Consider the following 25,138-nt stretch of genomic DNA (forward strand, 5'->3'; position numbering starts at 1 on the left):
TCCCTTATTAATTAATAGCAAAGTTCCGTCTTATTAGTCGTAAGAATAGATAAATCACTATCCATAATACCCCATCAACAAAACTAGATACTAAAATTAAAGGTGAAATCGTTATGGTATGATAAATACTAACTTGAAACAGAAATACTAATATATTATAACAAAGCGAAACGGCAAAAATAATAATTGATTGTTGCCATAAAGCTAAATTACGGATTAACTGGAATTTAAACATTAACAAATAAGCCAGGCATGAAAAAATAAATGCGTGAATACCTAAAAGCGATCCTGAGAATAGATCTAAAATGATACCTAATAAAAATGCCATGCCCATACCAATTCGGTGCGGTAATGCTATTAACCAATAGGCCATAATTAACATTAATAAATGTGGCTTAAACATATTATATTCAGGTGACCACGGTATGATTTGTACACATAAGCCAATTAGCAACGTTAACCAAATAACCAGTATACTAATTCGATTATTACCCCTCATGTTTTACTCCTTGATCGCCCCACAATAACAGTAGATAACGTAAACGTTTTAAATCTGCGGTTGGCGTAGCAGAAATAATGGGGGTGGAATCACTTATATCAAGCTTTACTGAACTAACGACAGCCACTGGGTACCCTTCTGGGAAGCGACCATCAAGCCCAGAAGTGACTAAAACATCACCAACTTTGACATCAACATTGTTAGGTAAAAAATCAAGCGTTAAATCGTTACTGCATCCATTACCAACAGCTACCATTGAAATATCATTTCTTAATACTTGTACTGGAATTGCATGTTGATAATCACAAACTAAGATCGCTCGGCTTGTTGATTGAGCGGTTTGATAAATTTGTCCAACGATACCTTTTTCATCTACTACCGGCTGACCTATATATACACCGTCATTTTTACCTTTATTAATTACCACCTGATAAACGTAAGGATCAGTATCTGCTAATAATACTTGAGCAGCCATTTTATGTTCATCGTGTCTTAAAGGTGAACCTAATAGCCCTCTTAGGCGGTCATTTTCATGCTTTAAATGTTCAAGTAATAATAGATTACTTTTTTGTTGCATTAAGGTTTCTTGCAGTTCTGCATTTTCTTTAATTAGTGTCTCTTGTGTTTTCGACATTTCATACAGCGAATCAAATGATGATTTTGGTGCATTTGAAACATGATAAAGTGGCGAAATTAAGGTATCTAAATAATAACGAACCTCTTTAAAAGGACGATAATTGATATCTAGCACTATTAACGTCAAAGCGAGTGCCAGTGATATAAATAATTGAACACTCAGAGGCGAACGTTTAGAAAAAAGTAATTTCATTGTCCAGTATTTACCTGTTATATATCTAGAATTTAACTATTTTAAGATATGACTCCGCCGACAATGTCGGCGGAAAAAATGAAATATTCGTTACTTGCTAGTAATATTATTACTCTTCACTGAAGAGATCACCACCATGCATATCTACCATATCAAGAGCCTTACCACCACCACGAGCTACGCAAGTAAGTGGGTCTTCAGCTACAACAACGTGAATCCCTGTTTCAGCAGATAATAATTTATCAATATTACGTAATAATGCACCACCACCAGTTAATACCATACCATGTTCTGAAATATCAGAAGCTAGTTCTGGAGGACACTGTTCTAGAGCAACTTTAACAGCACTAACAATACCACTTAATGGCTCTTGTAATGCTTCTAAGATTTCATTCGAATTTAGTGTAAAACTACGTGGCACACCTTCAGCTAAGTTACGACCACGTACTTCGATTTCAAGGACTTCATCACCTGGATAAGCACTTCCAATGAAGTGTTTAATTTTTTCTGCGGTCGCTTCACCAATTAATGCACCATAATTGCGACGAACATAATTGATTATTGCTTCATCAAAACGGTCTCCACCAATGCGTGCAGAAGCGGAATAAACTACACCATTTAATGAAATAACAGCAACTTCTGTTGTACCGCCACCGATATCAACAACCATTGAACCAGTTGGTGCAGAAACTGGTAAATCAGCACCAATTGCCGCAGCCATTGGCTCTTCAATTAAATAAACTTCACGAGCACCAGCACCTAATGCTGATTCACGAATAGCACGACGTTCCACTTGTGTTGCGCCAACTGGCACACAAACCAATACACGAGGGCTTGGTCTTAAGAAGCTATGGCTGTGAACTTGTCGAATAAAATACTGTAACATTTTTTCAGTGACGGAAAAGTCTGCAATCACACCGTCTTTCATTGGTCTGATAGCTGCAATATTACCAGGTGTTCGCCCTAGCATCTGTTTCGCAGCATGGCCAACGGCAGCAACACTTTTAGGTGTTCCTGAGCGATCTTGACGAATGGCAACAACTGAAGGTTCGTTAAGCACAATGCCTTGCCCTTTTACATAAATAAGCGTGTTGGCTGTACCTAAATCAATCGATAAATCATTTGAAAACAAGCCGCGAACTTTTTTGAACATAATAAAAACTCTTCCTAGAATTAATCTTGTTTAAATATATTTGAGTATTAGAAGCAAACTTAGGCGTCTACAAAATATATATTTTAATTTTATCCGACAAATAATAGTTCATTTAGCAGATAAAAACCACAGCCAGCCTCAATAATAATTAAGGGTTATATTGTATCGCAATTTAAAAATAATACCTAGAAAATAGTATAACAAGTGTTTGTAAAGGAGATATATAATGACAAATTATGATTTACAGTGTATCCTTCCGCGTTAATGTTGAGTTACTATTTTTAGTATCGAATTAAAAGATTACTTTTAAGATATTAAAGGTACATTAAAATAATTGTTATTTATATCAAATAAACACGGTGTAATTCATGGATATACGTAAAATTAAAAAGTTAATTGAATTAGTAGAAGAATCAGGTATTTCTGAGCTTGAAATTTCTGAGGGTGAAGAATCGGTTCGAATTAGTCGGTCGACACCTACCTATACAGCTCCAGTGCAAAACATTCAAATTCCCCAACCGGTTGCTGTTCCTGCTCCAACAGTCACTGCGGCTACAGTTGAAGCAGAAGTCATCACAGAAACTAATAGTGGCACAACCATAAAATCACCAATGGTTGGTACGTTCTATCGAACTCCAAGCCCAGAATCTAAAGCATTTGTTGAAGTCGGTCAGTCTGTAAATGTTGGTGATGTGCTTTGCATTGTTGAAGCAATGAAAATGATGAACCAAATTGAATCAGAAAAAGCAGGGACTATTAAAGCTATCTTAGTTGAAAATGGTCAACCAGTTGAATTCGATCAACCACTATTCATTATTGAATAATCAGAATTATTTGTTAACTTAGACGATTAAGAGATTGAATATGCTTGATAAAATTCTTATTGCTAACCGCGGAGAAATCGCTCTTCGTATTTTAAGAGCATGTAAAGAACTTGGAATTAAAACTGTCGCTGTTCACTCTTCGGCAGATAAAGACTTAAAACATGTGCTACTTGCAGACGAAACCGTTTGTATAGGTCCAGCAGCTTCAGCCAAAAGTTATCTTAATATCCCTGCATTAATCTCTGCTGCCGAAGTAACCGGCGCAGCAGCTATTCATCCTGGATATGGATTTTTATCAGAAAATGCGGATTTTGCTGAACAAGTTGAACGTTCAGGCTTTATATTTATCGGTCCAAAACCTGATACTATTCGTTTAATGGGTGATAAAGTTTCAGCCATTGAAGCAATGAAAAAAGCAGGCGTACCTTGTGTTCCTGGTTCTGATGGTCCTCTTGGCAGTAATATGGACCTTAATAAGCAAATTGCTAAAAAAATTGGTTATCCAGTTATTATTAAAGCGTCCGGCGGCGGCGGTGGTCGTGGAATGCGTATTGTTCGTGAAGAAAAAGATCTCGAACAATCAATCAAAATGACTAAACTTGAAGCAAAAACCGCATTTAATAATGATATGGTTTACATGGAAAAATTCCTAGAAAACCCACGCCATATCGAAATACAGGTTTTATCTGATGGACAAGGTCATGCAGTTTATTTAGGTGAACGCGATTGTTCAATGCAAAGACGTCACCAAAAAGTACTTGAAGAAGCACCAGCGGTTGGTATTACACCGAAAATGCGTAAATTCATCGGTGAACGTTGTGTTAATGCATGTATCGAGATTGGATATCGTGGTGCAGGTACTTTTGAGTTCTTATTTGAAAATGGTGAATTCTACTTCATCGAAATGAATACTCGTATTCAAGTAGAACACCCAGTTACTGAAATGGTTACTGGAGTTGATCTTATTCGTGAACAAATTCTGATTGCAGCTGGACAACCTTTGTCAATTAAGCAAAGTGACATTGAAATTAAAGGCCATGCAATTGAATGCCGAATCAATGCCGAAGATCCTAAAACATTTATGCCATCTCCGGGCAAAATAACACGTTTCCATGCTCCGGGGGGATTTGGTATCCGTTGGGAATCACATATATATGCTGGCTATACTGTACCACCATATTATGATTCAATGATCGGTAAATTAATCGCCTATGGTGAAACTCGTGAAGTCGCTATTGCCCGCATGAAGAATGCATTAGCAGAACTGGTTATTGATGGTATAAAAACCAATATCGAACTTCATCTAGAGATTTTAAATGATGAAGGCTTCATAAAAGGTGGCACGAACATTCACTATTTAGAAAAGAAATTAGGTATTTATGAGTAAAATAAGCCCTCAATAATTTGAGGGCTTATTGCTGTATAGAAGTAAATAAAGTATAGGTAATACATATGAAAAATTGGAAAAAAAGCGCTGAAGAAATTTTAACATTAGGTCCAGTAGTTCCTGTTATTGTTATTGAGCGTTTAGAAGATGCCGTTCCTTTAGCAAAAGCATTGATTGCTGGTGGAGTGAAGGTTTTAGAAGTCACATTAAGAACAGCTTGTGCACTTGACGCAATTAAGAAAATTATTAACGAAGTTCCAGAAGCTGTAGTCGGTGCCGGTACTGTAACCACAGTAGAGCAACTTAAACAAGTAACTGAGGCGGGTGTAGAATTTATCATCACTCCGGGTATTACTGACTCTATTTTAAAAGCAGCAGTTGAAGGCCCTGTGCCAGTTATTCCTGGGATTGCAACCATTTCAGAATTATTAACAGCTCAAGAATATGGTTTAACTGCATTAAAATTCTTCCCAGCTGAAATTAATGGCGGTGTTGCTGCGTTAAAAGCATTTGCTGGTCCTTGTGGTTATATGAAATTCTGCCCGACAGGTGGTGTGAATCCTAAAAACTATCGCGATTATTTAGCGCTTGATAATGTTCTTTGCGTTGGTGGAACTTGGTTTATTCCAACTGATGCAATTGCTAAAGGTGATTTTGCTAAAATTACTGAAATGGCAAAAGAAGCCGTTGCAGGAGCAAAATAAGTTTTATCTTACCGCCGATATAAGTCGGCGGTTTAGTCTGATTTGTCTAACTTCTAAGCCCTCTTCCACTTTCAATTATTCGCCATGCTATAAAATATAAAATGCTAACAAATAATATAAGCATCGAAAAAGTAATAACTAATGAAACATCACTAATACCTAAAAAACCATAGCGAAAACCATTGATCATATAAACAATAGGATTAAGTTTAGAAACCCATTGCCAAAAAGTCGGTAACATAGTGATTGAATAAAAAACTCCGCCCAAGTAAGTTAACGGTGTTAATACAAAGGTTGGAATAATACTTATATCATCAAATGATTTTGCAAATACTGCATTTAACAATCCAGCTAATGAAAACAAAATTGAGGTTAATAATAAGGTGAAAACTACAAAAGTCCACGAATGAACTTCATATCTAACAAAAAATAACGATACAGCAGTGACCAACACACCAGTTAATAAACCACGCATTACACCACCACCAACATATCCCCAAATAATAATATGAGTCGGAACAGGGGCAACTAGTATTTCTTCAATATTACGTTGAAATTTAGCACTAAAAAATGAAGAACAGACGTTTGTATATGAATTGGTTATGACCGACATCATAATTAAGCCTGGCACAATGAATGCCATATAACTAAAGCCACCCATATCACCAACTCGCGAACCGATTAAATTACCGAAAATAATAAAATATAGTGACATTGTAATAACAGGAGGAATCAGTGTTTGGATCCAAATTCTTAAAAATCGGGTAACTTCTTTACGCCAAATACTTTTTAAGGCAATCCAATATAAATTATTCATCAATAGCTCCTTTGGTATCATTTCGCAACAAATCTACAAATAATTCTTCTAATCGATTAGCTTTATTACGAACACTAATCACTTTTATGTTTTGTTGATTGAGTTGTTCAAATAACTGATTTAATCCTTGTTGTTTATCTACGTTTACTTCTAACATGCCAGATTCAATATCAGTATAATTATACCCTTTAAGGGAGATTGGTGTTGATGTTGGTACATAATCAATAATAATTGTTTCAGATTGACTTTTTGCTAGTAAATCACGCATTGAAGAGTTAGCAATTAATTCTCCGTGCTGGATTATACCAATGTGACGGCAAAGCATTTCTGCTTCTTCTAAATAATGCGTGGTTAATATAATGGTGATGCCTTGTTTATTAATCTCACGTAGAAAATCCCACATGGAACGACGTAACTCTATATCAACCCCAGCAGTAGGTTCATCCAGAATTAATAATTTAGGTTCGTGGACAAGTGCGCGAGCTATCATTAGTCGTCTTTTCATCCCACCTGATAACATATTAGCTCTACTATGTCGTTTATCCCATAAATCTAAAATACGCAGATACTTTTCAGCTCGTTGTAAAGCCAATTTTCGTGGCAACCCATAGTAACCACCTTGATTGGTAACAATTTGGATTACTTCTTCAAATTGGTTAAAGTTAAATTCCTGAGGAACAAGTCCTAATTGTCTTTTTGCATTAACAAGATCTGTATCTAAGTCATAGCCAAAGATTTTAACTTGGCCTGAGGTTTTAGTAACTAAAGAGCTAATAATACCAATGGTGGTTGACTTACCTGCACCATTTGGTCCAAGCAAAGCATAAAAATCTCCTGCCGCTACAGTTAAATTAATTCCTATTAATGCTTCTACACCATTTTTATATTTTTTCTTTAGCGCTATAAGTTCTAGTGCAGGTGTTGACGACATAAATGTATCCTAATTGAGTAAATTGCTATTTGAATAATATGATATCATGTTTAATCAATTGACAATATTGTTTAATATTTAGATAAATATATGGATTAAGGAATAAATGTTATGGTTAAAATTGGATTAGTTTCAATATCAGATAGAGCATCACAAGGCGTTTATCAAGATGAAGGTATTCCAGCATTGTTATCATGGTTAAAATCTGCATTGAAAACAGCTTTTATTACCGAACAACGCATTATTCCCGATGAACAAATCATCATTGAAAAAACATTATGCGAATTGGTTGATGATTTGCAATGTAATCTGATTTTAACCACAGGCGGTACAGGACCAGCAATAAGAGATGTAACACCTGACGCAACTTTAGCTATCGCAGATAGAATAATGCCCGGATTTGGCGAACAGATGCGGCAGATTAGTTTACATTTTGTTCCAACTGCGATCTTATCCAGACAAGTTGGTGTTATTCGTAAGCAATGTTTAATTTTGAATTTACCAGGTCGACCAAAATCAATCAAGGAAACACTTGAAGGTGTAAAGGATGATGAAGGTAACACTATTGTTACTGGCATATTTGCATGTATTCCATATTGTATTGATCTGCTAGAAGGTCCTTACATCGAAACACATGATCACATCATTAAATCATTTCGTCCCAAAAATGCTATAAAATCTAATCTTTAATTTTATGCAAATATCATGCATAATTATGTAGATTATATTCAATATTTGAATGAAGCTTTATAAGCACTCTAGCTTAATTAGCAATCATTAAAAATAACTGACCGTAATCAAGCATTTTAGTTAACCCGTTAATATGACTTATTGTTTTAATCAGTTAGTCATAAATTAAATTTAAAGGAACAGTATGAAACAAAAAGATCTCACTAAAACTTTCAAAGAAATGCTTTTACAAGAAAAGTTTAGTTCTCAGATAGGTATCGTACAAGCCTTACAAGAACAAGGATTTGATAATATAAATCAATCTAAAGTATCGCGAATGTTAACTAAATTTGGCGCTGTAAGAACTCGCAACGCAAAATCTGAGATGGTTTATTGTTTACCTGCTGAAATGAGTGTTCCAACAACAAGCAGTCCATTAAAAAATTTAGTGTTAGATATTGATTACAATAGTTCAATGGTTGTTATTCGAACAAGCCCAGGCGCAGCTCAGCTTATTGCGAGGTTGTTAGATTCAATCGGTAAATCAGAAGGGATTTTAGGTTCAATTGCCGGTGATGATACGATTTTTAGCACACCAACTAAAGATTGTACTGTAAAAAAACTATATCAAACGATTATTGAATTATTTGAGCGAAGTTTATAATTAACAGTTTATTTTAATTGAGCCCTATAATTTTTTTTAATATTTAACCTATTGACACACTTGGCAAAATCGTTAATCCTATACGACACTAAAAATGAAATAAAGAAGAGGCGCATTACTCAGGCAGATCATTTTAGGGACTGGAGCCGCAAATAAATGATTGAGGGGATGTAATGCCGAGATTTAATTGTTATTCCAGAAAGCAATTAAATCGACTGCAAGGGCTGAATCCCTTGGGTTGTCACCCTAACAGGTGGAGCGCTTCATGGTATGTATTTTTTTAACTGTATTAGGACATGCCCGCTCTATCTCTGTTAAAAATAAAAATTTTTAATATGAGGAATACATGGAAACATCATTTATAATTGCTAAGTTTGGCGGTACGAGCGTTGCAGATTATCCTGCAATGGTTAATAGTGCCAATATTGTTATAGCTAATCCTAGTGTCAAAGTTGTTGTGTTGTCTGCCTCTGCAGGTATAACAAATTTACTGGTAGCATTAGCTGAAGGTCGTGATGCCAATGTTAGAGCAAAACATATCGCTAAAATTCAATCGATTCAATACAGCATATTAGAAAATCTTCCTGAAAATCCAACCCTAGGCGCTGAAATTGACCAAATAATTGCCAATATTGCCTCATTATCAGAAGCAGCCAGTTTAGCAACATCTCCTGCTTTGACGGATGAATTAGTCAGTCATGGCGAAATAATGTCATCAAAGCTATTTGTCGAAATATTAAAAGAAAAGCAAAAAAACGCCATTTGGTTTGATGTACGCAAAGTCATGCGAACTGATGATAAATTCGGTAAAGCCGTACCTAAAATTGACGAAATTAAACAACTTTGCTGTGCACATTTGAAATCTTTGAATCCAGAAGCTATCGTCGTTACTCAAGGATTCATTGGTAGTGAAAGTACAGGCAAAACCACAACTTTAGGTCGTGGTGGTAGTGATTATACCGCAGCTCTTCTTGGTGAGGCTTTAAACGCCACACAAATAGACATTTGGACCGATGTTGCTGGTATTTATACCACCGATCCTCGTATCACATCAGGTGCGAAACGAATTGACGAAATATCTTTTGCTGAAGCAGCTGAAATGGCGACCTTTGGCGCTAAAGTTCTACACCCTGCAACACTTGTCCCTGCGGTACGTAGCAATATTCCAGTCTTTGTTGGCTCAAGTAAAGCACCAGAAGCAGGTGGAACAATCGTCTATAACACACATAGCATAAAATCTGCACTACCCTCATTTAGAGCGTTAGCGCTTCGTCGCAAACAAACATTATTGACCTTAACTAGCTTAAATATGCTACACGCACAAGGTTTTTTAGCTAATGTATTTACCATATTGGCTAAACATAATATCTCGGTTGATTTAGTCACCACCTCTGAAGTTAGTATCGCATTAACCATTGATACTACAGGCACTAATACCAATGGAAATAGCCTACTAACAAAAGCATTATTCGATGAATTATCAACAGTTTGCCATGTTGAAGTTGAAGAAGATTTAGCACTAATTGCCATCATTGGTAACAATCTAACCACAACAAAAGGTATCGCTAAAGAAGTCTTTGGCGCTTTAGATGACTTTATTATTCGACTTTGTTGTTACGGTGCTAGCACCCATAATCTTTGCCTTCTAGCAAGAAGCAATGATGCTGAAGATGTAATAAAGGTTCTACACAAAACGATTTTCGAATAGTTTAATATCAGGGGCGATTTCGCTCCTAATCATTAATCATATAAATCGACAATTAAACAAAATACCTAGAATATTTGAAAAAATAATTGTAAACTACGCCTAATATTTGTATGAATTTGTGTTTCATACATTTATAGCTTCATACTGTTCTACATAATAATCATTTTTCTTCATATTTAGATAACAATTTTTAAAGCTGTAAATTTTACGTTTTATTAATATCTGTTCAACAACTATCATCGTTATTTTTTAGCTATACTAGTAACTTTCAACTTAATTAGACGAAGGAAATTATCATGGGTATTTTAAGCTGGATTATTCTAGGATTAATTGCTGGATGGATCGCTAAGTTTTTTATGCCATTAGGCCGTGTTGGTGTGATAAAAACTATCCTACTTGGTGTAGCTGGTGCATTAGTCGGCGGTTATATCAGTACCTTCTTTGGTTGGGGTAGTGTGACTGGTTTTAACTTCCCAAGCTTGTTTATCTCTGTGCTTGGTTCTATTTTACTTATTTATCTTTACCGCCTTTTTAAATAAATTCAATAGTAATTTAAATTGGCGAGTTTACTCGCCAATTTTCACTCATCTATCCAACCAAAGTTCTCTCATTTATATCGATGTTTAAAACCTATTAACTTAAGTAGCTTTTAAAGTATCAAAATTAATATATATATATATGATAGTGAGTGATAAATTAGCAAAAGACGCTAGAAGACATGCCAAAACACCAACAAAAAGTGCAATAAACTTATAATATTCTATATTGCCAAGGCCTCCTAAATCCTTGTTAACAAAAACCTCAAAGAATACTATTGCTAAAAGAATCCACGTAAACAAAATAGTAATTTTTCTAAGCGATTATCAAATTTAAAGCCTATTGCAATACAAATAACTTGAAAGGCAGTGAATATAATCATTAAAATTAGCCCGAAAGCCTCTACCCCAAATTTTGATATCATCAATTAATTCCATTTAATTTATTTCACGAGATTATAAGAAGTAATTTCGCCACTTCCAGTTTTTTGTTATATTAAACACTAAAATTTATCAAATTTATTCTGCAGGATAAAATGCTCAAAATATTTAATACATTATCACGTGAGAAAGAAATATTTAAACCAATTACACCAAATAAAGTTGGGCTATATGTTTGTGGTGTTACTATCTACGATCTATGCCACATTGGCCATGGCCGTACTTTTGTCGCATTTGATGTCGTTACTCGTTATTTACGTTTTTTAGGTTACGATCTCACTTATGTTCGTAATATTACCGATGTCGATGACAAGATCATCAAGCGTGCATTAGAAAATGGTGAAACTTGTGACGAATTAACTGAACGCATGTTAAATGAGATGTATGCCGATTTCGATGCACTTAATATCAAACGACCCGATGTCGAACCTCGAGCAACTCGTCATATGTCACAAATCATTGAACTTGTTGAAGAGTTAATAAGAAAAAATCACGCTTATATTGCTGACAATGGAGATGTGATGTTTTCGGTAGATAGTGATCCTAACTACGGTATTTTATCACGCCAAAATTTAGAACAGTTACAAGCAGGTGCTCGAGTTGATGTAGTGGACGTAAAACATAATCCAATGGACTTCGTTCTCTGGAAGATGTCAAAACCCAACGAACCAAGCTGGGATTCACCATGGGGAAAAGGTCGACCTGGTTGGCACATTGAATGCTCTGCAATGAATAGCCATCAATTAGGCAACCATTTTGATATTCATGGCGGTGGTTCTGACTTAATGTTCCCACATCATGAAAACGAAATTGCCCAATCAACCTGTGCCCATAATGGCCAATATGTAAATTATTGGATGCACTCAGGCATGGTAATGATAGACCAAGAGAAAATGTCCAAATCACTGAATAACTTTTTCACTATCCGTGATGTTTTAAAACATTATGATGCTGAAACTGTTCGATATTTCTTATTATCAGGCCATTATCGTAGTCAACTTAACTATAGTGAAGAAAATCTAAAACAAGCTCGTACCGCTTTAGAAAGACTTTATACGGCTTTGAGAGACACCGATGCTAACTATCCGCACAACACGCCAGATAGCGATTATCATCGACAATTTTGTCAGGCAATGGATGATGATTTCAATACTCCAGAAGCTTATTCAACTCTATTTGATTTGGCTCGAGAGATCAACAAAGCTAAAGCAGAAAATAACATGCCATTAGCTAATGAACTAGCTGCTGAGTTACGTTATTTATCTTCTGTACTTGGTTTACTTGGACAAGATCCGGTTAAATTCTTACAAGGTAATAGTCAAGATGATGAAGATACACAGCTAATTGAAGCGTTAATTAAACAACGCAAAGATGCTCGAGCAAGTAAGAATTGGGCTTTAGCTGATGAAGCTCGAGATAAACTAAATCAAATGAATATTATTTTAGAAGATGGTGCTAACGGCACAACTTGGCGTAAAAAAACTTAATAATAAAAAATCCCCTAGATTTACACAAAACTAGGGGACTAATCTCACTATTTTTTATCTATTGACGTTAAAATTCCCCGTAAAATATTGAGTTCTTGCTGTTCAATTCCAGCTCGCGTAAATAATCTACGTAAACGACCCATAATCTGCCCAGGATGATTAGGATTAATAAATCCGGTTTTTAATAACGTATGCTCTAAATGCTGATAAAACCGTTCAATATCTTCGCTTTTAGGATACTGAACCTCATTCAGATTATCATCATCATGTTTTAAAGATGCCTCTAAAGTTGACAACATTGACATTCGAATTTCGTAAGTTAGAACCTGAACTGACATAGCTAAATTTAAAGAGCTATAATCTGGATTAGCTGGAATACCAACATGAAAATGGCACTTTTGTAATTCATCATTAGTTAATCCAACTCTTTCTCGACCAAAAACTAAAGCCACTTGAGCATGATGCGCGGTTTCAGCAATAATTTTGTCGCCACACTCTTTCGGGGTTAAGTTTGGCCATTGCAAACTTCTAGGACGCGCACTGGTACCTATAACCAATGAACAATCGGCTACCGCCTCTTCAAGGGATGAAAAAATCTGTGCCTGTTTGATAATATCACTCGCCCCGGCGGCCAGTGAAATCGATTGGGAATCGGGTTTTATTACAGGGTTCACTAAACATAAACGAGTTAATCCCATCGTTTTCATTGCACGAGCAGCAGACCCCATATTACCAGTATGCGAAGTTTCAACTAAAACAATCTTAACATTATCTAAATAGCTCACATATTCCTCATTAAATAACTAAACTTAATACTTTAAATCAATCTAAATAAACCACAGTATATAATAAAAAACAGATTAAAAGCAGTTCTGTGCTGCTTAATATCAAATACCAATAAATTATTTTAGACAAAAGTCACAAAAATCTTAATATAAACTCAATAACCTATTGACTAAATGTGAAAAATTTGTCAATGTAATCAATATAATAATAGCTCAATTAGTAAGTAAACATAGTGGAGGTCAATTATGACTTTAAGTATCACAAGTAAACAAATGGACATTACTCCTGCAATTCGTAGTTATCTTGAAGATAAGTTTTCGAAATTAGATAAATGGAGAGCTCTACTAATCAATCCTCACTTTATCTTATCTAAAGAGCCCGATGGATTTATTATTGATGCAACCATTGCAACCAAAGGCTCGCCACTAGTTGCTTCCGCTAAACACACTGACATGTATGCTGCAATTAATGATTTAGTTGGTAAACTTGAAAGACAACTAAATAAACTCCAACATAAAGGTGAGTCGCGCCGTGCATTTGACAGTATTAAAAATACAGTAATTGAAGAAGAATAATAATTTATAATTTAACAAAAAGGCACTTTAATAGTGCCTTTATTTTTTTGCTTGTTATAATATTACCCATCGAATTTTTAATCTATTAATGAATATGACAACCAGCCCTTTATTGCCTTTACGAAACAAAATTAACCAACTTGATCAAAAATTAATTGAAATTATTGCTGAAAGACGCCAAATTTCAGCCGAAGTTATCCAGGCTAAAATAAAAGCAAATATCCCTGTGCGTGATTTAGATCGTGAACGTTCATTGATTAAGGCATTAATCGAACAAGGTAAACAATATCATCTTGATGACCTATTAATTAAACGTTTATACCAAATTATTATTGAAGATTCGGTTCTACTACAACAGAAGTTTTTACAAGAAAAACTCAACCAAGGCGTTATCTCATCAGCTAAAATTGCTTTCTTAGGACCAAAAGGTTCATATTCACATTCAGCAACTCGCCGTTATGCTAGTGCCCATTTTGATCAATTGACTGAATCAAGTTGTAATACATTTAAAGATGTTTTTGAAAAGATTGAATCAAAAGTTGTTGATTATGGAATTGTACCAATAGAAAACTCGAGTTCGGGATCTATTAATGAAGTGTATGATTTGTTACAAAAAACCAATTTACATATTATTGGTGAACTATCCTTAATGATTGATCACTGCATTTTAGCTCTTCCTAACACCAAACTTGAGCAAATAGATACTATTTATAGCCACCCGCAACCATTCCAACAATGTAGTAATTTTTTAGAAAAGTATCCGCATTGGAAAATTGTTTATTGTGATAGCACTTCGTCAGCAATGGAAACCGTAGCTAAATTAAATCAACCAAACATTGCAGCTATGGGAAATAAAGACGGTGGTGAATTATATGGCTTACAAGTTCTGGAGCACAATTTTGCTAATCAAAAAGAAAATATCACCCGCTTTATAGTGTTATCGCGTGAATCGATTGAAGTTTCCGATCAAATTCCGGCCAAAACTACAATCTTGATGAAAACGGGCCAACAAGCTGGGGCTTTGGTAGATGCTTTATCCGTATTACGTAATCATAATATTGTTATGACAAAACTTGAATCACGCCCTATCCATGGCACATCTTGGGAAGAGATGTTTTATATTGATTTACAAGGTAATATTAACGATTACGAAATGCAGATCGCACTTAAAGAATTAGCTTCCATCACTTTATATACTAAAGTGCTTGGTTGTTATCCTAGTGATTCTATTACCGCTGTTATGTAATGACTAACTTAAGTTTTTCAAATGCCGTACTCAACTGGTATGAACAGTACGGCAGAAAATCATTACCATGGCAAATTGAAAAAAGCCCTTATCATGTTTGGTTGTCAGAGGTTATGCTGCAGCAAACACAAGTTGCAACTGTTATTCCATACTTTAAGCGCTTTATTAAACAGTTTCCTAAAATTACCGATTTAGCTAAGGCTCCAATTGACGATATCTTACATCTTTGGACTGGCCTTGGTTATTATGCACGTGCTCGTAATTTACATAAAGCAGCACAAGTTATTGCTGACAAGTTTGGGGGAAAATTTCCAACCAAATTTGAGGATGTTATCGCCTTACCAGGCGTTGGGCGCTCAACCGCCGGGGCTATCCTATCTCTATCACAAAATCAACATTATCCAATATTAGATGGTAACGTAAAACGGGTTTTAACCCGAACTTTTGCTATAGACGGATGGCCTGGTAATAAAAATGTCGAAAATCAACTTTGGCAATTAAGTGAGCAAGTCACGCCTAAAAATGAAGTTGCTAAATTTAATCAAGCCATGATGGATATTGGTGCAATGGTTTGTACTCGTTCTAAACCCAAATGCACTTTATGCCCTTTACATCAATTATGTATTGCTTATAAGACCGACAGTTGGCAACAATATCCAACTAAAAAACCTAAAAAGACTATTCCTGAAAAAACCGCCTACTTTTTAATGCTTGAACATGACAACATGATTTGGCTTGAAAAAAGACCGCCTGCTGGTATTTGGGGCGGATTATATTGTTTACCACAATTTGCAAGCGAGCAAGCATTAACTGACTGGCTAGACAGCCATGGTATTAAAACTAGCAAACCCAAACAGTTAATTGCATTTCGACATACTTTTAGCCATTTTCATTTAGATATTGTGCCTATTTACTGTGAGATCAAAGGCAATACTAAATGTCTAGATGAATCGAATGGTTATTGGTATAAACTAAAATCGGAAAATGCAAAAATTGGCTTAGCAACACCTATTTATAATCTATTAAATCAATAATCAACACAATCTATCAGTATCTAACAACCTTTTGATATATAATTACACATTATTTATTTTCTAAATTGTTTATTATGAATAGCAAACAAGCTCAAGGGCTATCTGCATGGCTAGTATTCCTAATGGCATTTGCCATTGGCGTCGCGGTAGCGAGTAATTATTATGCACAACCACTATTACACTCGATAACTAATGATTTACATATTGCAATTAAACATGCAGGTTTTATCATTATGGCTGCACAATTTAGTTATGCTGTTGGCTTGCTGTTCATTACCCCACTGGGTGACAAAATAGAACGTAAACGATTAATATTGACCTTGATGATATTATCAACCTGTGGGCTAATTATTAGTGCAACTTCACAAAACTTATGGTTACTTTTGCTTGGTACCGCTATGACAGGTCTATTTTCAACCGTAGCCCAAGTATTAATTCCATTTGCCGCAACACTATCACGACCAGAGCATCGAGGTAAAATTGTCGGTACATTGATGAGTGGCATGTTGCTAGGTATATTATTAGGTCGCGCATTCGCTGGTTTTGTTTCTTCGATGACTGATTGGCATTATGTTTATTGGATTGCCGCGTCAGTAATGATCATTGTTACTTTGCTACTTTGGTTATCATTACCAACTTATAATAACACCATCAGTATTAACTATTTTCAACTATTATTATCAATTGGCTCACTATATAAACAAGAACCTGTTTTACGAATTCGCTCATTATTGGCAGTTATTTCCTTTGCATTATTTTCACTGTTATGGACACCACTTGCCTTTTTATTAAGTAATAAACCTTACTATTATTCTGATTTTATAATCGGTTTATTCGGTCTAGCCGGTGCCGCTGGTGCACTAGGTTCACCTATAGTTGGCAAATTATCCGACAAAGGAAAAGGCTTTTTAGCTACAACCATTGGCCTAATATTACTTCTTGCTTCATGGGTACCACTTTCTCTTGCTGAATATTCACTTTTAGCCTTAATTATTGGGGTAGTATTGCTGGATTTTGCTGTTCAAGTTACTCATGTATCAAACATGAATGCCATTTATCAAATTCGCCCAGAAGCACGTAGTCGTATGAACACGGGTTATATGGTAAGTTATTTTATCGGAGGCATGTTGGGTTCTATCGCTTCCACTTATCTGTATAGCAACTATGGTTGGATCGCGATAATTATTGCTGGAACAGTTTTAGGATTATTGGGTTTATTATGTTGGCTCTATTATCTTAAATCAGTTCGCAAACCATAAACGATTTAATTGCAAAAAAAGTTGAGGAACGGGGTTTTTTAACGTTTATTTGCTCTAATATTCCGTTTTTAAACACTATATACTATTCGTCAGTTATCTTAAACATTTGCACCATTAATAAAAACAGGAGCCATCCATGGCTAAAATAGCCTATATTAATACGCCATTTAAAGTAAAAAATTTATCACTCAAAAATCGTATTGTTATGCCGCCGATGTGTCAATATCAAGCAAAAGACGGATTGGCTAATGATTGGCACTTTGTTCATTATGTTTCACGAGCGGTTGGTGGAGTGGGTTTAATAATTTTAGAAATGACCAATATTGCTCCAAATGGTCGAATATCGCCAAATTGCTTAGGTTTATGGAATGATGAACAACGCGATCAGCTTAAACGTATCGTTGATGCGGTTCATGCTCAAGAAGCAAAAATCGCTATTCAAATTGCCCATGCAGGACGTAAAGCTTTGGGAGAGTCTGACGTCGTATCCTGTTCACCTATCCGCTATGATGGGAACGTCGAAGCGAATCCAAAATGGCAATATCAAATGCCAAGAGAATTAACCAAAAGTGAAATCGCTGATATTATCGAAAAATTTAAACAATCAACCAAACGTGCGGTTGAAGCAGGTTTTGACGCAATTGAAATACACGGCGCACATGGTTATTTAATCCATCAATTCAGCTCATCAAAAACGAATATTAGAACGGACGAATATGGTAAGGATAAATTATTATTTGGTGAACAAGTAATTAAAGCAGCAAAATCAGTGATGCCAAAAGATATGCCACTAATTGTTCGGTTTTCGGCTCAAGAATACGGTACTAATGGTTACGATATTAATTATGGTTGCCAAATTGCTAAACGTTTTGCACAAGCAGGCGCAGATGTTTTAGATGTGAGTGGCGGTGGTGATGGTCAGTTAGATCCAAAGCATACGCCTCTATTTCATGCTGGATACCAGGTTTATTTAGCGCGAGCTATTAGGAAGGTCACTAATTTGCCAATTATTACTGTTGGTATGCTTGAAGACCCTTATCTTGCTGATTATGTATTAAGTACTGGCGATGCTGATTTAGTTGCAATTGGTCGAGGTTTATTGAAAGATCCTTACTGGCCGCTAAGAATTCCAGCATCTCCATTTATCCCAACATCTTATCAAGTAGCTTTTAAATAAACTAATGATAATCCTGTAGTGTTAGCTACAGGATTAATTTACAATTTTCATGGCATATTTGATGAGACGTTTCTTTATTGGCGAAAAGTTATCAATTGCGTTCATCCCAACTGTTCTCACCATTTTTTTAAAAGCATTATCGCCATTAAACATATCTTGAATAGTTCGCATTGCAGTTAACATGACTAAAGCATCTTTACGGCGAGTGAATTGGAATGATTTTAAGTTTTCTACTAAACCAATATCTTTATGTTCATCAATAAGTTTATTAATGGTTGCCACCAATAATGCAGAATCTTCAAATCCTAAATTAACTCCTTGACCAGCCAATGGATGAATAGTATGGGCAGCATCACCAATTAGCACTAATCGATGTTTAATAAATTGTTTTGCAAACCGGGCTTTTAATGGAAACACCATTCTCGGATTGACCAACTGACATTGTCCTACTTTATCACCGCTTAATTTAAACAGCTCTTGGCAAAACTCAGATTCAGTTAACGAAGTTAAAATAGCTGCTTGCTCTGGTTTAGTTGACCATACTAAACAACTGTAATTGGGTTGCCAAAGTGGTAAAAATGCCACAATACCATTGGGATAAAAAATCTGCCTAGCACATGCTTGGTGAGGATATTGTGTTTCAACGGTTGTAATCACTGCATGATGAAGGTAATCACGCTCAAACACAGAAATTTTTTCCTGTCTGCGCAGCCAAGAGTGTGCGCCATCAGCACCTATAATCAGTTTTGCTTGTAACCGAGTATTATCCGAAAGCGTTAAAAAAGCATAATCTTCATTATAGTTATTATCTATAGCGGACAAATTGAAAATAGTGATATTTGAATTTGCTTGAGCATGTTGATACAGGTAGTAAGAAATTAAATTATTTTCGATGATATACCCAAGATTTGGATAACCATAATCTTTAGCACGTGCAGTAAGATGCGCTAAACCGTTTTTTTCCCAAACTCCGATCTCGCTAAAAGCATGAACACGTTCGCTCGCACATAAATCGTTCCAAATACCAATTTGAGAAAAATATTGCTGACTTGCGCCATTAATTGCAGAAGCTCTAATTCCTATTTCGTCAAAAGCAAAATTTTGATTATCATTAACGTTAACATCAACAATAGCTACAGTTAAATTAGATTGGCTAAGAGCACATGCAGTTGCTAAACCAACCAATCCACCACCAACGATGGCCACATCAAATTGCGTTTTCATATCAATAAATAGGGTTATTTCTTATCAAGCTTATTATCATCTTCAACATCATCATTCATCGCTTTTTTAAAACCTTTCAATGCTGAACCAAGATCAGAACCTAAATTACGTAACTTCTTTGTTCCGAAAATGAGAACCACCACGGCAAGAAAAACTAATAGATGTGGAATGCTAAATGACATAATTAAAACCTCATTTAAAAATGTATCGCTATTTGAACAAGTTAAACGAACAAATAGATTATTAAATATTGGAATTGATTATACTCTTTTTATGATGGGATTTCATGACAAGTTAATTAGATAAAAAAAAAGACCCGCATAAAATATACGGGCCAACATGAAATATAAGGAATATAAGGAAAGAAAACAATGAAAAATCCTTACGCTGCTTATTATCCACTTTTTTTCTTTTTAGTCAACGTTTTTATTTGCCTTTCAGCAAATGTAGCAATTTTAGCTAAAAAATGACTTTAACCATTATAAATCAATAGATTAAAATAACACCCAACATATAAATAAGAATAATATATATTTGATAAATATCAATTACGCATTAAAAAAAACTTAATATCTATAAAACTACTTGAAATTTCAACGGAAAAACAAAGGCAATAAAACGGAAAAAAAAGCCATACTTCTTATTATAACACTCGCTGTTTTTTTATTTTTATGCGAGAAAAGAATATTTTTCCATAATATAAAACGCGTTTAAACAAAAAATCGCATTAAAACTTAATAAAATTAAGAAGATTGATTCAAATTCATATGTAAAACTCATAAAAAATACAATATAATTATCAAACGGATGAAAAAATAAAAACGAAATAAGTATGATTAAAAATAAAAATGTAAAAACTTTTAAAGATAGGCTACATTCGTCAATGCAAGGATTATCTGTTTCATCCTTTGCAAAAAAATGTGATATGTCAGAAACGGTAATACGAGATTATTTGTCTGGAAAAACCTACCCTTCACTAACTCGTTTAGAAGTAATTGCTGAAAAATGTAATGTTTCATTCAACTGGTTAGCTACCGGTTATAAATTGGAAGTGTTGGATCCTAAAGACGATGATAATAACGAAGTTTATAATGAAAATATCTATCGTATCCCGGTTTATAAAAAACAATTACCAACTAAAGAAGAGGCGCAAAATCAACGTTACGTACGTGAAACGCCACCAGTAATGAATTATCCTATTGTTGAAGGTTGGGCTTCTCATCGTGGTTTAGATATCAAAAAACTTATAATCTATTGGGCGAAAGGTGATTTAATGGCACCTGAAATCGAAAATAATAATGGATTAATTATTAATACAGAAATAAACGAAATAATCGATGGCGCAATTTATTTAATTGAATACGAGAATTTCACTCTACTAAGAAAAATTCGCCTATCACTCGGAAATTGGATTTTGATTTGTAATAATCATCAATACCCAACGATTGAGGTTCCTAAAGCTCATTTCGAAAAATATAATATTGTCGGGCGCGTTGTACAAATTATTAAAGATGTTTTTTAAGACAATTATTAGTAATCTAGTACTTTTCACTATATAATTTGCCATGAGGAAAGCTCAAAAACCCCTTTCCTCAACTTTTTTTAATTTTTATTAATGTTAGTTTAATAGGTATTGGAGTGATGTCTCTTTTAATTTAAAAATATCATACTTAGCTTATAGCACTCAGCATTTGGTAATAAAACCCTCACTTTTTTAGATCATTGGTAAAGCTATCAATGAATAACCTTTTAACTAATAGGTCTAATATGTATCGATTTTTTGAAAAATTGGTATCACCTTATCCACAAGATGAACCACAGCCGATGGCTAAAAGTTTTTTTAGTTTTATTTGGCAATCGACGAAAGGCACACGTTCTTTCCTTCTATTATTAATCATACTGAGTTCATTAGCTGGCGCTTTTGAAGCCTTTTTATATGCTGCACTCGGTAAAGTTGTTGACTGGCTGGCAGCTGTTTCACCAAGTCAATTTTGGCAGCAGGAAAAATCAACCTTAATTGTATTTACGATCATTATATTAGCTAGCACGATCATTATTGCCTTACAAACCATCATTAAACATCAATGTTTGGCGGGAAACTTTCCAATGCGACTGCGTTGGAATCTACATCGATTAGTGCTAAATCAAAGTATGCGCTTTTTCCAAGATGAATTTGCCGGCCGTATATCAGCAAAAGTGATGCAAACCGCACTTGCGGTTAGGGATACCTGCTTTTTGGTTGCTGATATCTTTATCTATGTTTTGATTTCGTTTATTACTATGGCAACAATCATAGGTCAGTTAGATCTTTGGTTATTAGTACCGTTTATGGTTTGGTGTTTTGTTTATGGCATTGCGATGTATTACTTTATTCCACGACTAAGTAAAGTGGCAAGTATGCAAGCAGATGCACGTTCTACCATGACAGGCCGAGTGACTGATGCTTACACGAATATTATGACAGTTAAACTGTTTTCTCATGCTGGCAATGAAGCAAAATATGCACAAGAGTCGATGGACGAATTTTTAGTTACCGTTAATAAACAAATGCGTTTAGTTAGTAGTTTTGAAATTGTTAATCATTTATTGTCTATTTTCCTCGTTCTTGGTACTACTGGCTTATCATTATGGCTATGGACTAATGATTTAATTGCTGTTGGAGCTATCGCCACTACAACCGCTGTCGCACTTAGATTGAACGGCTTTTCACATTGGATTATGTGGGAAATGGCAGCATTATTTGAAAATATCGGCGTGGTTAAAGATGGTATGAATACGTTTTCTGTTGCTAAAACCGTTGTCGATGAACCTGATGCGCCAACTCTTAAGGTGACTGATGGTAAAATCGAATTTAAAAATATTAATTTTAGTTACGATGCAAAATTAAACAATGCCATTATCGACAACTTAAATTTAACCATTAAACCAGGTGAAAAGATCGGTTTAGTTGGCAGATCAGGGGCGGGTAAATCCACTTTAATCAATTTATTGTTGCGATTTTATGATTTACAAAATGGTCATATTTTTATTGATAATCAAGACATCACCAAAGTCAATCAAGAAAGCTTACGCGCTCAAATTGGTATGGTTACCCAAGATACTTCACTATTACACCGCTCAGTGAGAGATAACTTATTATACGGTAATAACCATGCCACTGAACAAGAGATGATAATCGCAGCTAAAAAAGCTCATGCCGATAGTTTTATTGAAACCTTAGTAGATGCTAATGGAAGAACTGGATATGATGCTTTTGTTGGTGAACGTGGGGTTAAATTGTCCGGAGGACAACGCCAACGTATCGCTATTGCTCGAGTTATTTTAAAAAATGCACCAATTCTATTGTTAGATGAGGCAACTAGTGCGCTTGATTCTGAAATTGAACAAGCTATTCAAGAAAGCTTATATACGTTAATGGAAGGTAAAACGGTTATTGCTATTGCCCATCGATTATCTACAATCGCGGCGATGGATCGATTAATCGTTTTAGATCAAGGAAAAATCATCGAACAAGGAACACATCAAGAGTTGCTTAGTAAAGATGGACTTTATGCTCAACTTTGGAAGCATCAAAGTGGTGGTTTTTTAGCTGAAAATTTTTAACTTAAAATTTAGGGCGATGAGTAAATAACATCGCCCCAAAATCTTAATTCTCAAATTAGTCAAATCTAATTAATGAAATTTTTATAAAACTCAGATTCGAACTTCATAACTGCCCCGTTTTTAGGTTCCCCTTTACTATCAGCCCGATACCCTGATAATAATTGAACAAAAGCGACATAACGTCCGTCTGATTTTTGAATAAATCCGGCTAAATTATAACTACCTTGAATATAGCCTGTTTTAGCAATAACTACATCTTTAAATGGTGCTTGACTGAAGCTTTTACGGTTTTGCAACGTTCCATCAACACCCGCAATTGGTAATTTTTCAATAAAAGCGAGTTGATTGTTATGTGCTGAAATATACTGCAACACTTCCATTAGTTTGTTGGCGCTAACTAGATTAAGACGAGATAAACCCGAGCCATCGGCAATCACTAAGTTTTCTAAGTCAATACCTGCTTTTTTGCGAAGGATTTGTTTAACCGCATCACCACCATTACGCCATGTTCCTGCAGTATTATAATAGCGTGCGCCAAGTGTTCTAAAAATGGTGTCAGCATACAAATTATTTGATTTTTTGAGCATAACCGTTATTAACTCAGAAAGCGGTGCTGATTGACTTGATGTTAATAACGTTAAGGAACCAGTGGATTTTTGTTTTCTTTCAAAAACACGTCCACCATAAGTTATTTTTTGTTGTTTTAATTCATTTTTTAAAACAGTCGAAAAATATTCAGTTGGATCCATTACTGCAAATTTTAATGGTGTTTTATCCGCATTAGAAGCGATGCATCCAGATAAATAGTAGCGATTTTTATCAGCATTAACATCAAGCTCACAATATTTATCATGTGCGTCTTTACTACTAGCGGAAATCGTTCTGACATCACCTGAAACCATAACTGGAATACTAGATGAAACAGAAACAGATGCTTTACCACCTACTTTACCCGGGGTTATTGTTGCATAAAAGCAGTTATCATCAATTGTTGCAGCTGATGCAGGAGCATTGTAACAAGCGGTTAAATTATTCCATGACCACCCTTCTGCTTTATCATGACTAGCAAAAATTGAAGTGTCTAAAATAACATTACCTGAAATTTTTTCTACACCCTTTTGACGAAGGGCGCTAATCATATTTTTTAATCTTTCTCGACTAAAAGTGGGATCGCCGCTCAATTTGATAATCAGATCACCATTGAGTTGTTTATTACTAACTGAACCATTCGCGTACATTCCAGTAACAAACCGAAAATCATTACCCAGTTCAAGCTGTGCAGCTAGTGCAGTTATTACTTTTTGCGTACTAGCTGGCTGTTTAAATTGATCACTTTTGTATTTGGCTAATGTTTTAGGATTGCCATCAACAGTTTGCACTAAAATTGATAAATCACTCCCTTTGGGTAATGATGAAATATATGGTTCAACCGATTGTGCTTGCAATAAGCTTGAATAAAAAGCAACGATAAATAGAAAAGATACCCTTATATTTGTCATGAATGTGTGCTCAAAAAATTTATTAAATATATTAGTGTGAAAACAAATATATCTTTTTTTGATAAGCCTATCAATATATACTCAGT

The 25,138-nt window shown here is 35.0% G+C and carries 24 protein-coding genes and 1 riboswitch; of the genes, 15 read left to right on the plus strand and 9 right to left on the minus strand.

Annotated elements, in window-relative coordinates:
* Positions 1–7: 7 nt before the first annotated feature.
* The 3 genes from mreD to A9G08_RS02755 all read right to left on the minus strand — a co-directional run bounded on the left by mreD (position 8) and on the right by A9G08_RS02755 (position 2,481).
* The gene (gene mreD, locus A9G08_RS02745) at positions 8–499 is read right to left on the minus strand and encodes a rod shape-determining protein MreD (RefSeq protein WP_065562213.1); all 492 of its coding nucleotides are present in this window, start codon (positions 497–499) and stop codon (positions 8–10) included.
* Entirely contained in the window at positions 489–1,328 is an 840-nt protein-coding gene (mreC, locus tag A9G08_RS02750; RefSeq protein ID WP_065562214.1) for a rod shape-determining protein MreC, read from the minus strand. Before mreC ends, mreD begins: the two co-directional genes overlap by 11 nt.
* 109 nt (positions 1,329–1,437) lie before the next feature.
* Positions 1,438–2,481, minus strand: coding sequence for a rod shape-determining protein (locus tag A9G08_RS02755; protein WP_065562215.1), 1,044 nt, complete (start codon positions 2,479–2,481; stop codon positions 1,438–1,440).
* Between the two features lie 368 nt (positions 2,482–2,849).
* Between A9G08_RS02755 and accB the strand changes: the two genes are divergently transcribed.
* The 3 genes from accB (at position 2,850) to A9G08_RS02770 (ending at position 5,396) form a co-directional block, all read left to right on the plus strand.
* Entirely contained in the window at positions 2,850–3,305 is a 456-nt protein-coding gene (gene accB, locus A9G08_RS02760; protein ID WP_065562216.1) for an acetyl-CoA carboxylase biotin carboxyl carrier protein, read from the plus strand.
* Between the two features lie 40 nt (positions 3,306–3,345).
* A complete protein-coding gene (accC, locus tag A9G08_RS02765; protein WP_065562217.1) occupies positions 3,346–4,692 on the plus strand; it encodes an acetyl-CoA carboxylase biotin carboxylase subunit in 1,347 nt (448 codons plus the stop codon).
* 65 nt (positions 4,693–4,757) lie between these two features.
* Positions 4,758–5,396: a bifunctional 4-hydroxy-2-oxoglutarate aldolase/2-dehydro-3-deoxy-phosphogluconate aldolase gene (locus tag A9G08_RS02770; protein ID WP_065562218.1), complete on the plus strand. Its 639-nt coding sequence runs from the start codon at positions 4,758–4,760 to the stop codon at positions 5,394–5,396.
* A gap of 46 nt (positions 5,397–5,442) precedes the next feature.
* Here the strand turns inward: A9G08_RS02770 and A9G08_RS02775 are convergent, their stop codons facing one another.
* Both A9G08_RS02775 and A9G08_RS02780 read right to left on the minus strand, forming a co-directional pair.
* A complete protein-coding gene (locus tag A9G08_RS02775) occupies positions 5,443–6,213 on the minus strand; it encodes an ABC transporter permease (RefSeq protein ID WP_065562219.1) in 771 nt (256 codons plus the stop codon).
* A complete protein-coding gene (locus A9G08_RS02780) occupies positions 6,206–7,144 on the minus strand; it encodes an ABC transporter ATP-binding protein (RefSeq protein WP_065562220.1) in 939 nt (312 codons plus the stop codon). The genes A9G08_RS02775 and A9G08_RS02780 overlap by 8 nt, the downstream gene beginning before the upstream one ends.
* A gap of 111 nt (positions 7,145–7,255) precedes the next feature.
* Here A9G08_RS02780 and mog point away from each other — a divergent pair, with 111 nt between their 5' ends.
* The 5 genes from mog to cysS all read left to right on the plus strand — a co-directional run bounded on the left by mog (position 7,256) and on the right by cysS (position 12,649).
* A complete protein-coding gene (mog, locus tag A9G08_RS02785; RefSeq protein WP_218058380.1) occupies positions 7,256–7,834 on the plus strand; it encodes a molybdopterin adenylyltransferase in 579 nt (192 codons plus the stop codon).
* A 184-nt stretch (positions 7,835–8,018) separates the two neighbouring features.
* Positions 8,019–8,477, plus strand: coding sequence for a transcriptional regulator ArgR (gene argR / locus A9G08_RS02790; RefSeq protein WP_065562222.1), 459 nt, complete (start codon positions 8,019–8,021; stop codon positions 8,475–8,477).
* A gap of 97 nt (positions 8,478–8,574) precedes the next feature.
* Positions 8,575–8,749, plus strand: a riboswitch (Lysine riboswitch).
* 74 nt (positions 8,750–8,823) lie between these two features.
* The gene (gene lysC / locus A9G08_RS02795) at positions 8,824–10,185 is read left to right on the plus strand and encodes a lysine-sensitive aspartokinase 3 (RefSeq protein WP_065562223.1); all 1,362 of its coding nucleotides are present in this window, start codon (positions 8,824–8,826) and stop codon (positions 10,183–10,185) included.
* Positions 10,186–10,481: 296 nt separating this feature from the next.
* Positions 10,482–10,724 (plus strand): GlsB/YeaQ/YmgE family stress response membrane protein, encoded by a 243-nt coding sequence (locus A9G08_RS02800; protein WP_065562224.1) that lies wholly within the window; start codon positions 10,482–10,484, stop codon positions 10,722–10,724.
* A gap of 533 nt (positions 10,725–11,257) precedes the next feature.
* Positions 11,258–12,649, plus strand: a complete 1,392-nt coding sequence (gene cysS / locus A9G08_RS02805) for a cysteine--tRNA ligase (protein WP_065562225.1) — start codon at positions 11,258–11,260, stop codon at positions 12,647–12,649.
* Between the two features lie 47 nt (positions 12,650–12,696).
* On the opposite strand, the gene trmJ is transcribed toward cysS, so the two are convergent.
* Positions 12,697–13,434: a tRNA (cytosine(32)/uridine(32)-2'-O)-methyltransferase TrmJ gene (gene trmJ / locus A9G08_RS02810; protein ID WP_081299459.1), complete on the minus strand. Its 738-nt coding sequence runs from the start codon at positions 13,432–13,434 to the stop codon at positions 12,697–12,699.
* 246 nt (positions 13,435–13,680) lie between these two features.
* On the opposite strand from trmJ, the gene raiA reads away from it, so the two are divergent.
* From raiA to A9G08_RS02835, 5 genes are all read left to right on the plus strand, one after another.
* Complete coding sequence (raiA, locus tag A9G08_RS02815) at positions 13,681–14,010, plus strand: ribosome-associated translation inhibitor RaiA (RefSeq protein WP_065562226.1); 330 nt, start codon at positions 13,681–13,683, stop codon at positions 14,008–14,010.
* A gap of 94 nt (positions 14,011–14,104) precedes the next feature.
* On the plus strand, positions 14,105–15,256 hold the full coding sequence (gene pheA / locus A9G08_RS02820; protein ID WP_065562227.1) for a bifunctional chorismate mutase/prephenate dehydratase: 1,152 nt from the start codon (positions 14,105–14,107) through the stop codon (positions 15,254–15,256).
* Positions 15,256–16,290, plus strand: a complete 1,035-nt coding sequence (gene mutY, locus A9G08_RS02825; protein WP_065562228.1) for an A/G-specific adenine glycosylase — start codon at positions 15,256–15,258, stop codon at positions 16,288–16,290. The genes pheA and mutY overlap by 1 nt, the downstream gene beginning before the upstream one ends.
* A gap of 74 nt (positions 16,291–16,364) precedes the next feature.
* On the plus strand, positions 16,365–17,549 hold the full coding sequence (locus A9G08_RS02830) for an MFS transporter (protein ID WP_065562229.1): 1,185 nt from the start codon (positions 16,365–16,367) through the stop codon (positions 17,547–17,549).
* A gap of 136 nt (positions 17,550–17,685) precedes the next feature.
* Entirely contained in the window at positions 17,686–18,726 is a 1,041-nt protein-coding gene (locus tag A9G08_RS02835; RefSeq protein WP_065562230.1) for an NADH:flavin oxidoreductase/NADH oxidase, read from the plus strand.
* A 33-nt stretch (positions 18,727–18,759) separates the two neighbouring features.
* On the opposite strand, the gene A9G08_RS02840 is transcribed toward A9G08_RS02835, so the two are convergent.
* Positions 18,760–19,950, minus strand: a complete 1,191-nt coding sequence (locus A9G08_RS02840; RefSeq protein WP_065562231.1) for an FAD-dependent monooxygenase — start codon at positions 19,948–19,950, stop codon at positions 18,760–18,762.
* A gap of 14 nt (positions 19,951–19,964) precedes the next feature.
* The gene (gene tatA, locus A9G08_RS11485) at positions 19,965–20,135 is read right to left on the minus strand and encodes a Sec-independent protein translocase subunit TatA (protein WP_141673909.1); all 171 of its coding nucleotides are present in this window, start codon (positions 20,133–20,135) and stop codon (positions 19,965–19,967) included.
* Between the two features lie 647 nt (positions 20,136–20,782).
* On the opposite strand from tatA, the gene A9G08_RS02845 reads away from it, so the two are divergent.
* Both A9G08_RS02845 and A9G08_RS02850 read left to right on the plus strand, forming a co-directional pair.
* Positions 20,783–21,472, plus strand: coding sequence for a LexA family transcriptional regulator (locus A9G08_RS02845; RefSeq protein ID WP_065562232.1), 690 nt, complete (start codon positions 20,783–20,785; stop codon positions 21,470–21,472).
* Between the two features lie 245 nt (positions 21,473–21,717).
* Entirely contained in the window at positions 21,718–23,553 is a 1,836-nt protein-coding gene (locus A9G08_RS02850; RefSeq protein ID WP_065562233.1) for an ABC transporter ATP-binding protein, read from the plus strand.
* Between the two features lie 65 nt (positions 23,554–23,618).
* Here A9G08_RS02850 and dacB read toward each other — a convergent pair whose 3' ends face one another.
* Positions 23,619–25,052, minus strand: coding sequence for a serine-type D-Ala-D-Ala carboxypeptidase (gene dacB / locus A9G08_RS02855; RefSeq protein WP_065562234.1), 1,434 nt, complete (start codon positions 25,050–25,052; stop codon positions 23,619–23,621).
* Positions 25,053–25,138 lie beyond the last annotated feature (86 nt).

Source organism: Gilliamella sp. wkB195 (assembly GCF_001690445.1).
Classification (GTDB): Bacteria; Pseudomonadota; Gammaproteobacteria; order Enterobacterales; family Orbaceae; genus Gilliamella; species Gilliamella apicola_E.

Coding starts and splice junctions, on each gene's coding strand:
- mreD (WP_065562213.1), bottom strand. CDS start 499: ATGAGGGGTAATAATCGAATTAGTATACTGGTTATTTGGTTAACGTTG.
- mreC (WP_065562214.1), bottom strand. CDS start 1,328: ATGAAATTACTTTTTTCTAAACGTTCGCCTCTGAGTGTTCAATTATTT.
- A9G08_RS02755 (WP_065562215.1), bottom strand. CDS start 2,481: ATGTTCAAAAAAGTTCGCGGCTTGTTTTCAAATGATTTATCGATTGAT.
- accB (WP_065562216.1), top strand. CDS start 2,850: ATGGATATACGTAAAATTAAAAAGTTAATTGAATTAGTAGAAGAATCA.
- accC (WP_065562217.1), top strand. CDS start 3,346: ATGCTTGATAAAATTCTTATTGCTAACCGCGGAGAAATCGCTCTTCGT.
- A9G08_RS02770 (WP_065562218.1), top strand. CDS start 4,758: ATGAAAAATTGGAAAAAAAGCGCTGAAGAAATTTTAACATTAGGTCCA.
- A9G08_RS02775 (WP_065562219.1), bottom strand. CDS start 6,213: ATGAATAATTTATATTGGATTGCCTTAAAAAGTATTTGGCGTAAAGAA.
- A9G08_RS02780 (WP_065562220.1), bottom strand. CDS start 7,144: ATGTCGTCAACACCTGCACTAGAACTTATAGCGCTAAAGAAAAAATAT.
- mog (WP_218058380.1), top strand. CDS start 7,256: ATGGTTAAAATTGGATTAGTTTCAATATCAGATAGAGCATCACAAGGC.
- argR (WP_065562222.1), top strand. CDS start 8,019: ATGAAACAAAAAGATCTCACTAAAACTTTCAAAGAAATGCTTTTACAA.
- lysC (WP_065562223.1), top strand. CDS start 8,824: ATGGAAACATCATTTATAATTGCTAAGTTTGGCGGTACGAGCGTTGCA.
- A9G08_RS02800 (WP_065562224.1), top strand. CDS start 10,482: ATGGGTATTTTAAGCTGGATTATTCTAGGATTAATTGCTGGATGGATC.
- cysS (WP_065562225.1), top strand. CDS start 11,258: ATGCTCAAAATATTTAATACATTATCACGTGAGAAAGAAATATTTAAA.
- raiA (WP_065562226.1), top strand. CDS start 13,681: ATGACTTTAAGTATCACAAGTAAACAAATGGACATTACTCCTGCAATT.
- pheA (WP_065562227.1), top strand. CDS start 14,105: ATGACAACCAGCCCTTTATTGCCTTTACGAAACAAAATTAACCAACTT.
- mutY (WP_065562228.1), top strand. CDS start 15,256: ATGACTAACTTAAGTTTTTCAAATGCCGTACTCAACTGGTATGAACAG.
- A9G08_RS02830 (WP_065562229.1), top strand. CDS start 16,365: ATGAATAGCAAACAAGCTCAAGGGCTATCTGCATGGCTAGTATTCCTA.
- A9G08_RS02835 (WP_065562230.1), top strand. CDS start 17,686: ATGGCTAAAATAGCCTATATTAATACGCCATTTAAAGTAAAAAATTTA.
- A9G08_RS02840 (WP_065562231.1), bottom strand. CDS start 19,950: ATGAAAACGCAATTTGATGTGGCCATCGTTGGTGGTGGATTGGTTGGT.
- A9G08_RS02845 (WP_065562232.1), top strand. CDS start 20,783: ATGATTAAAAATAAAAATGTAAAAACTTTTAAAGATAGGCTACATTCG.
- A9G08_RS02850 (WP_065562233.1), top strand. CDS start 21,718: ATGTATCGATTTTTTGAAAAATTGGTATCACCTTATCCACAAGATGAA.
- dacB (WP_065562234.1), bottom strand. CDS start 25,052: ATGACAAATATAAGGGTATCTTTTCTATTTATCGTTGCTTTTTATTCA.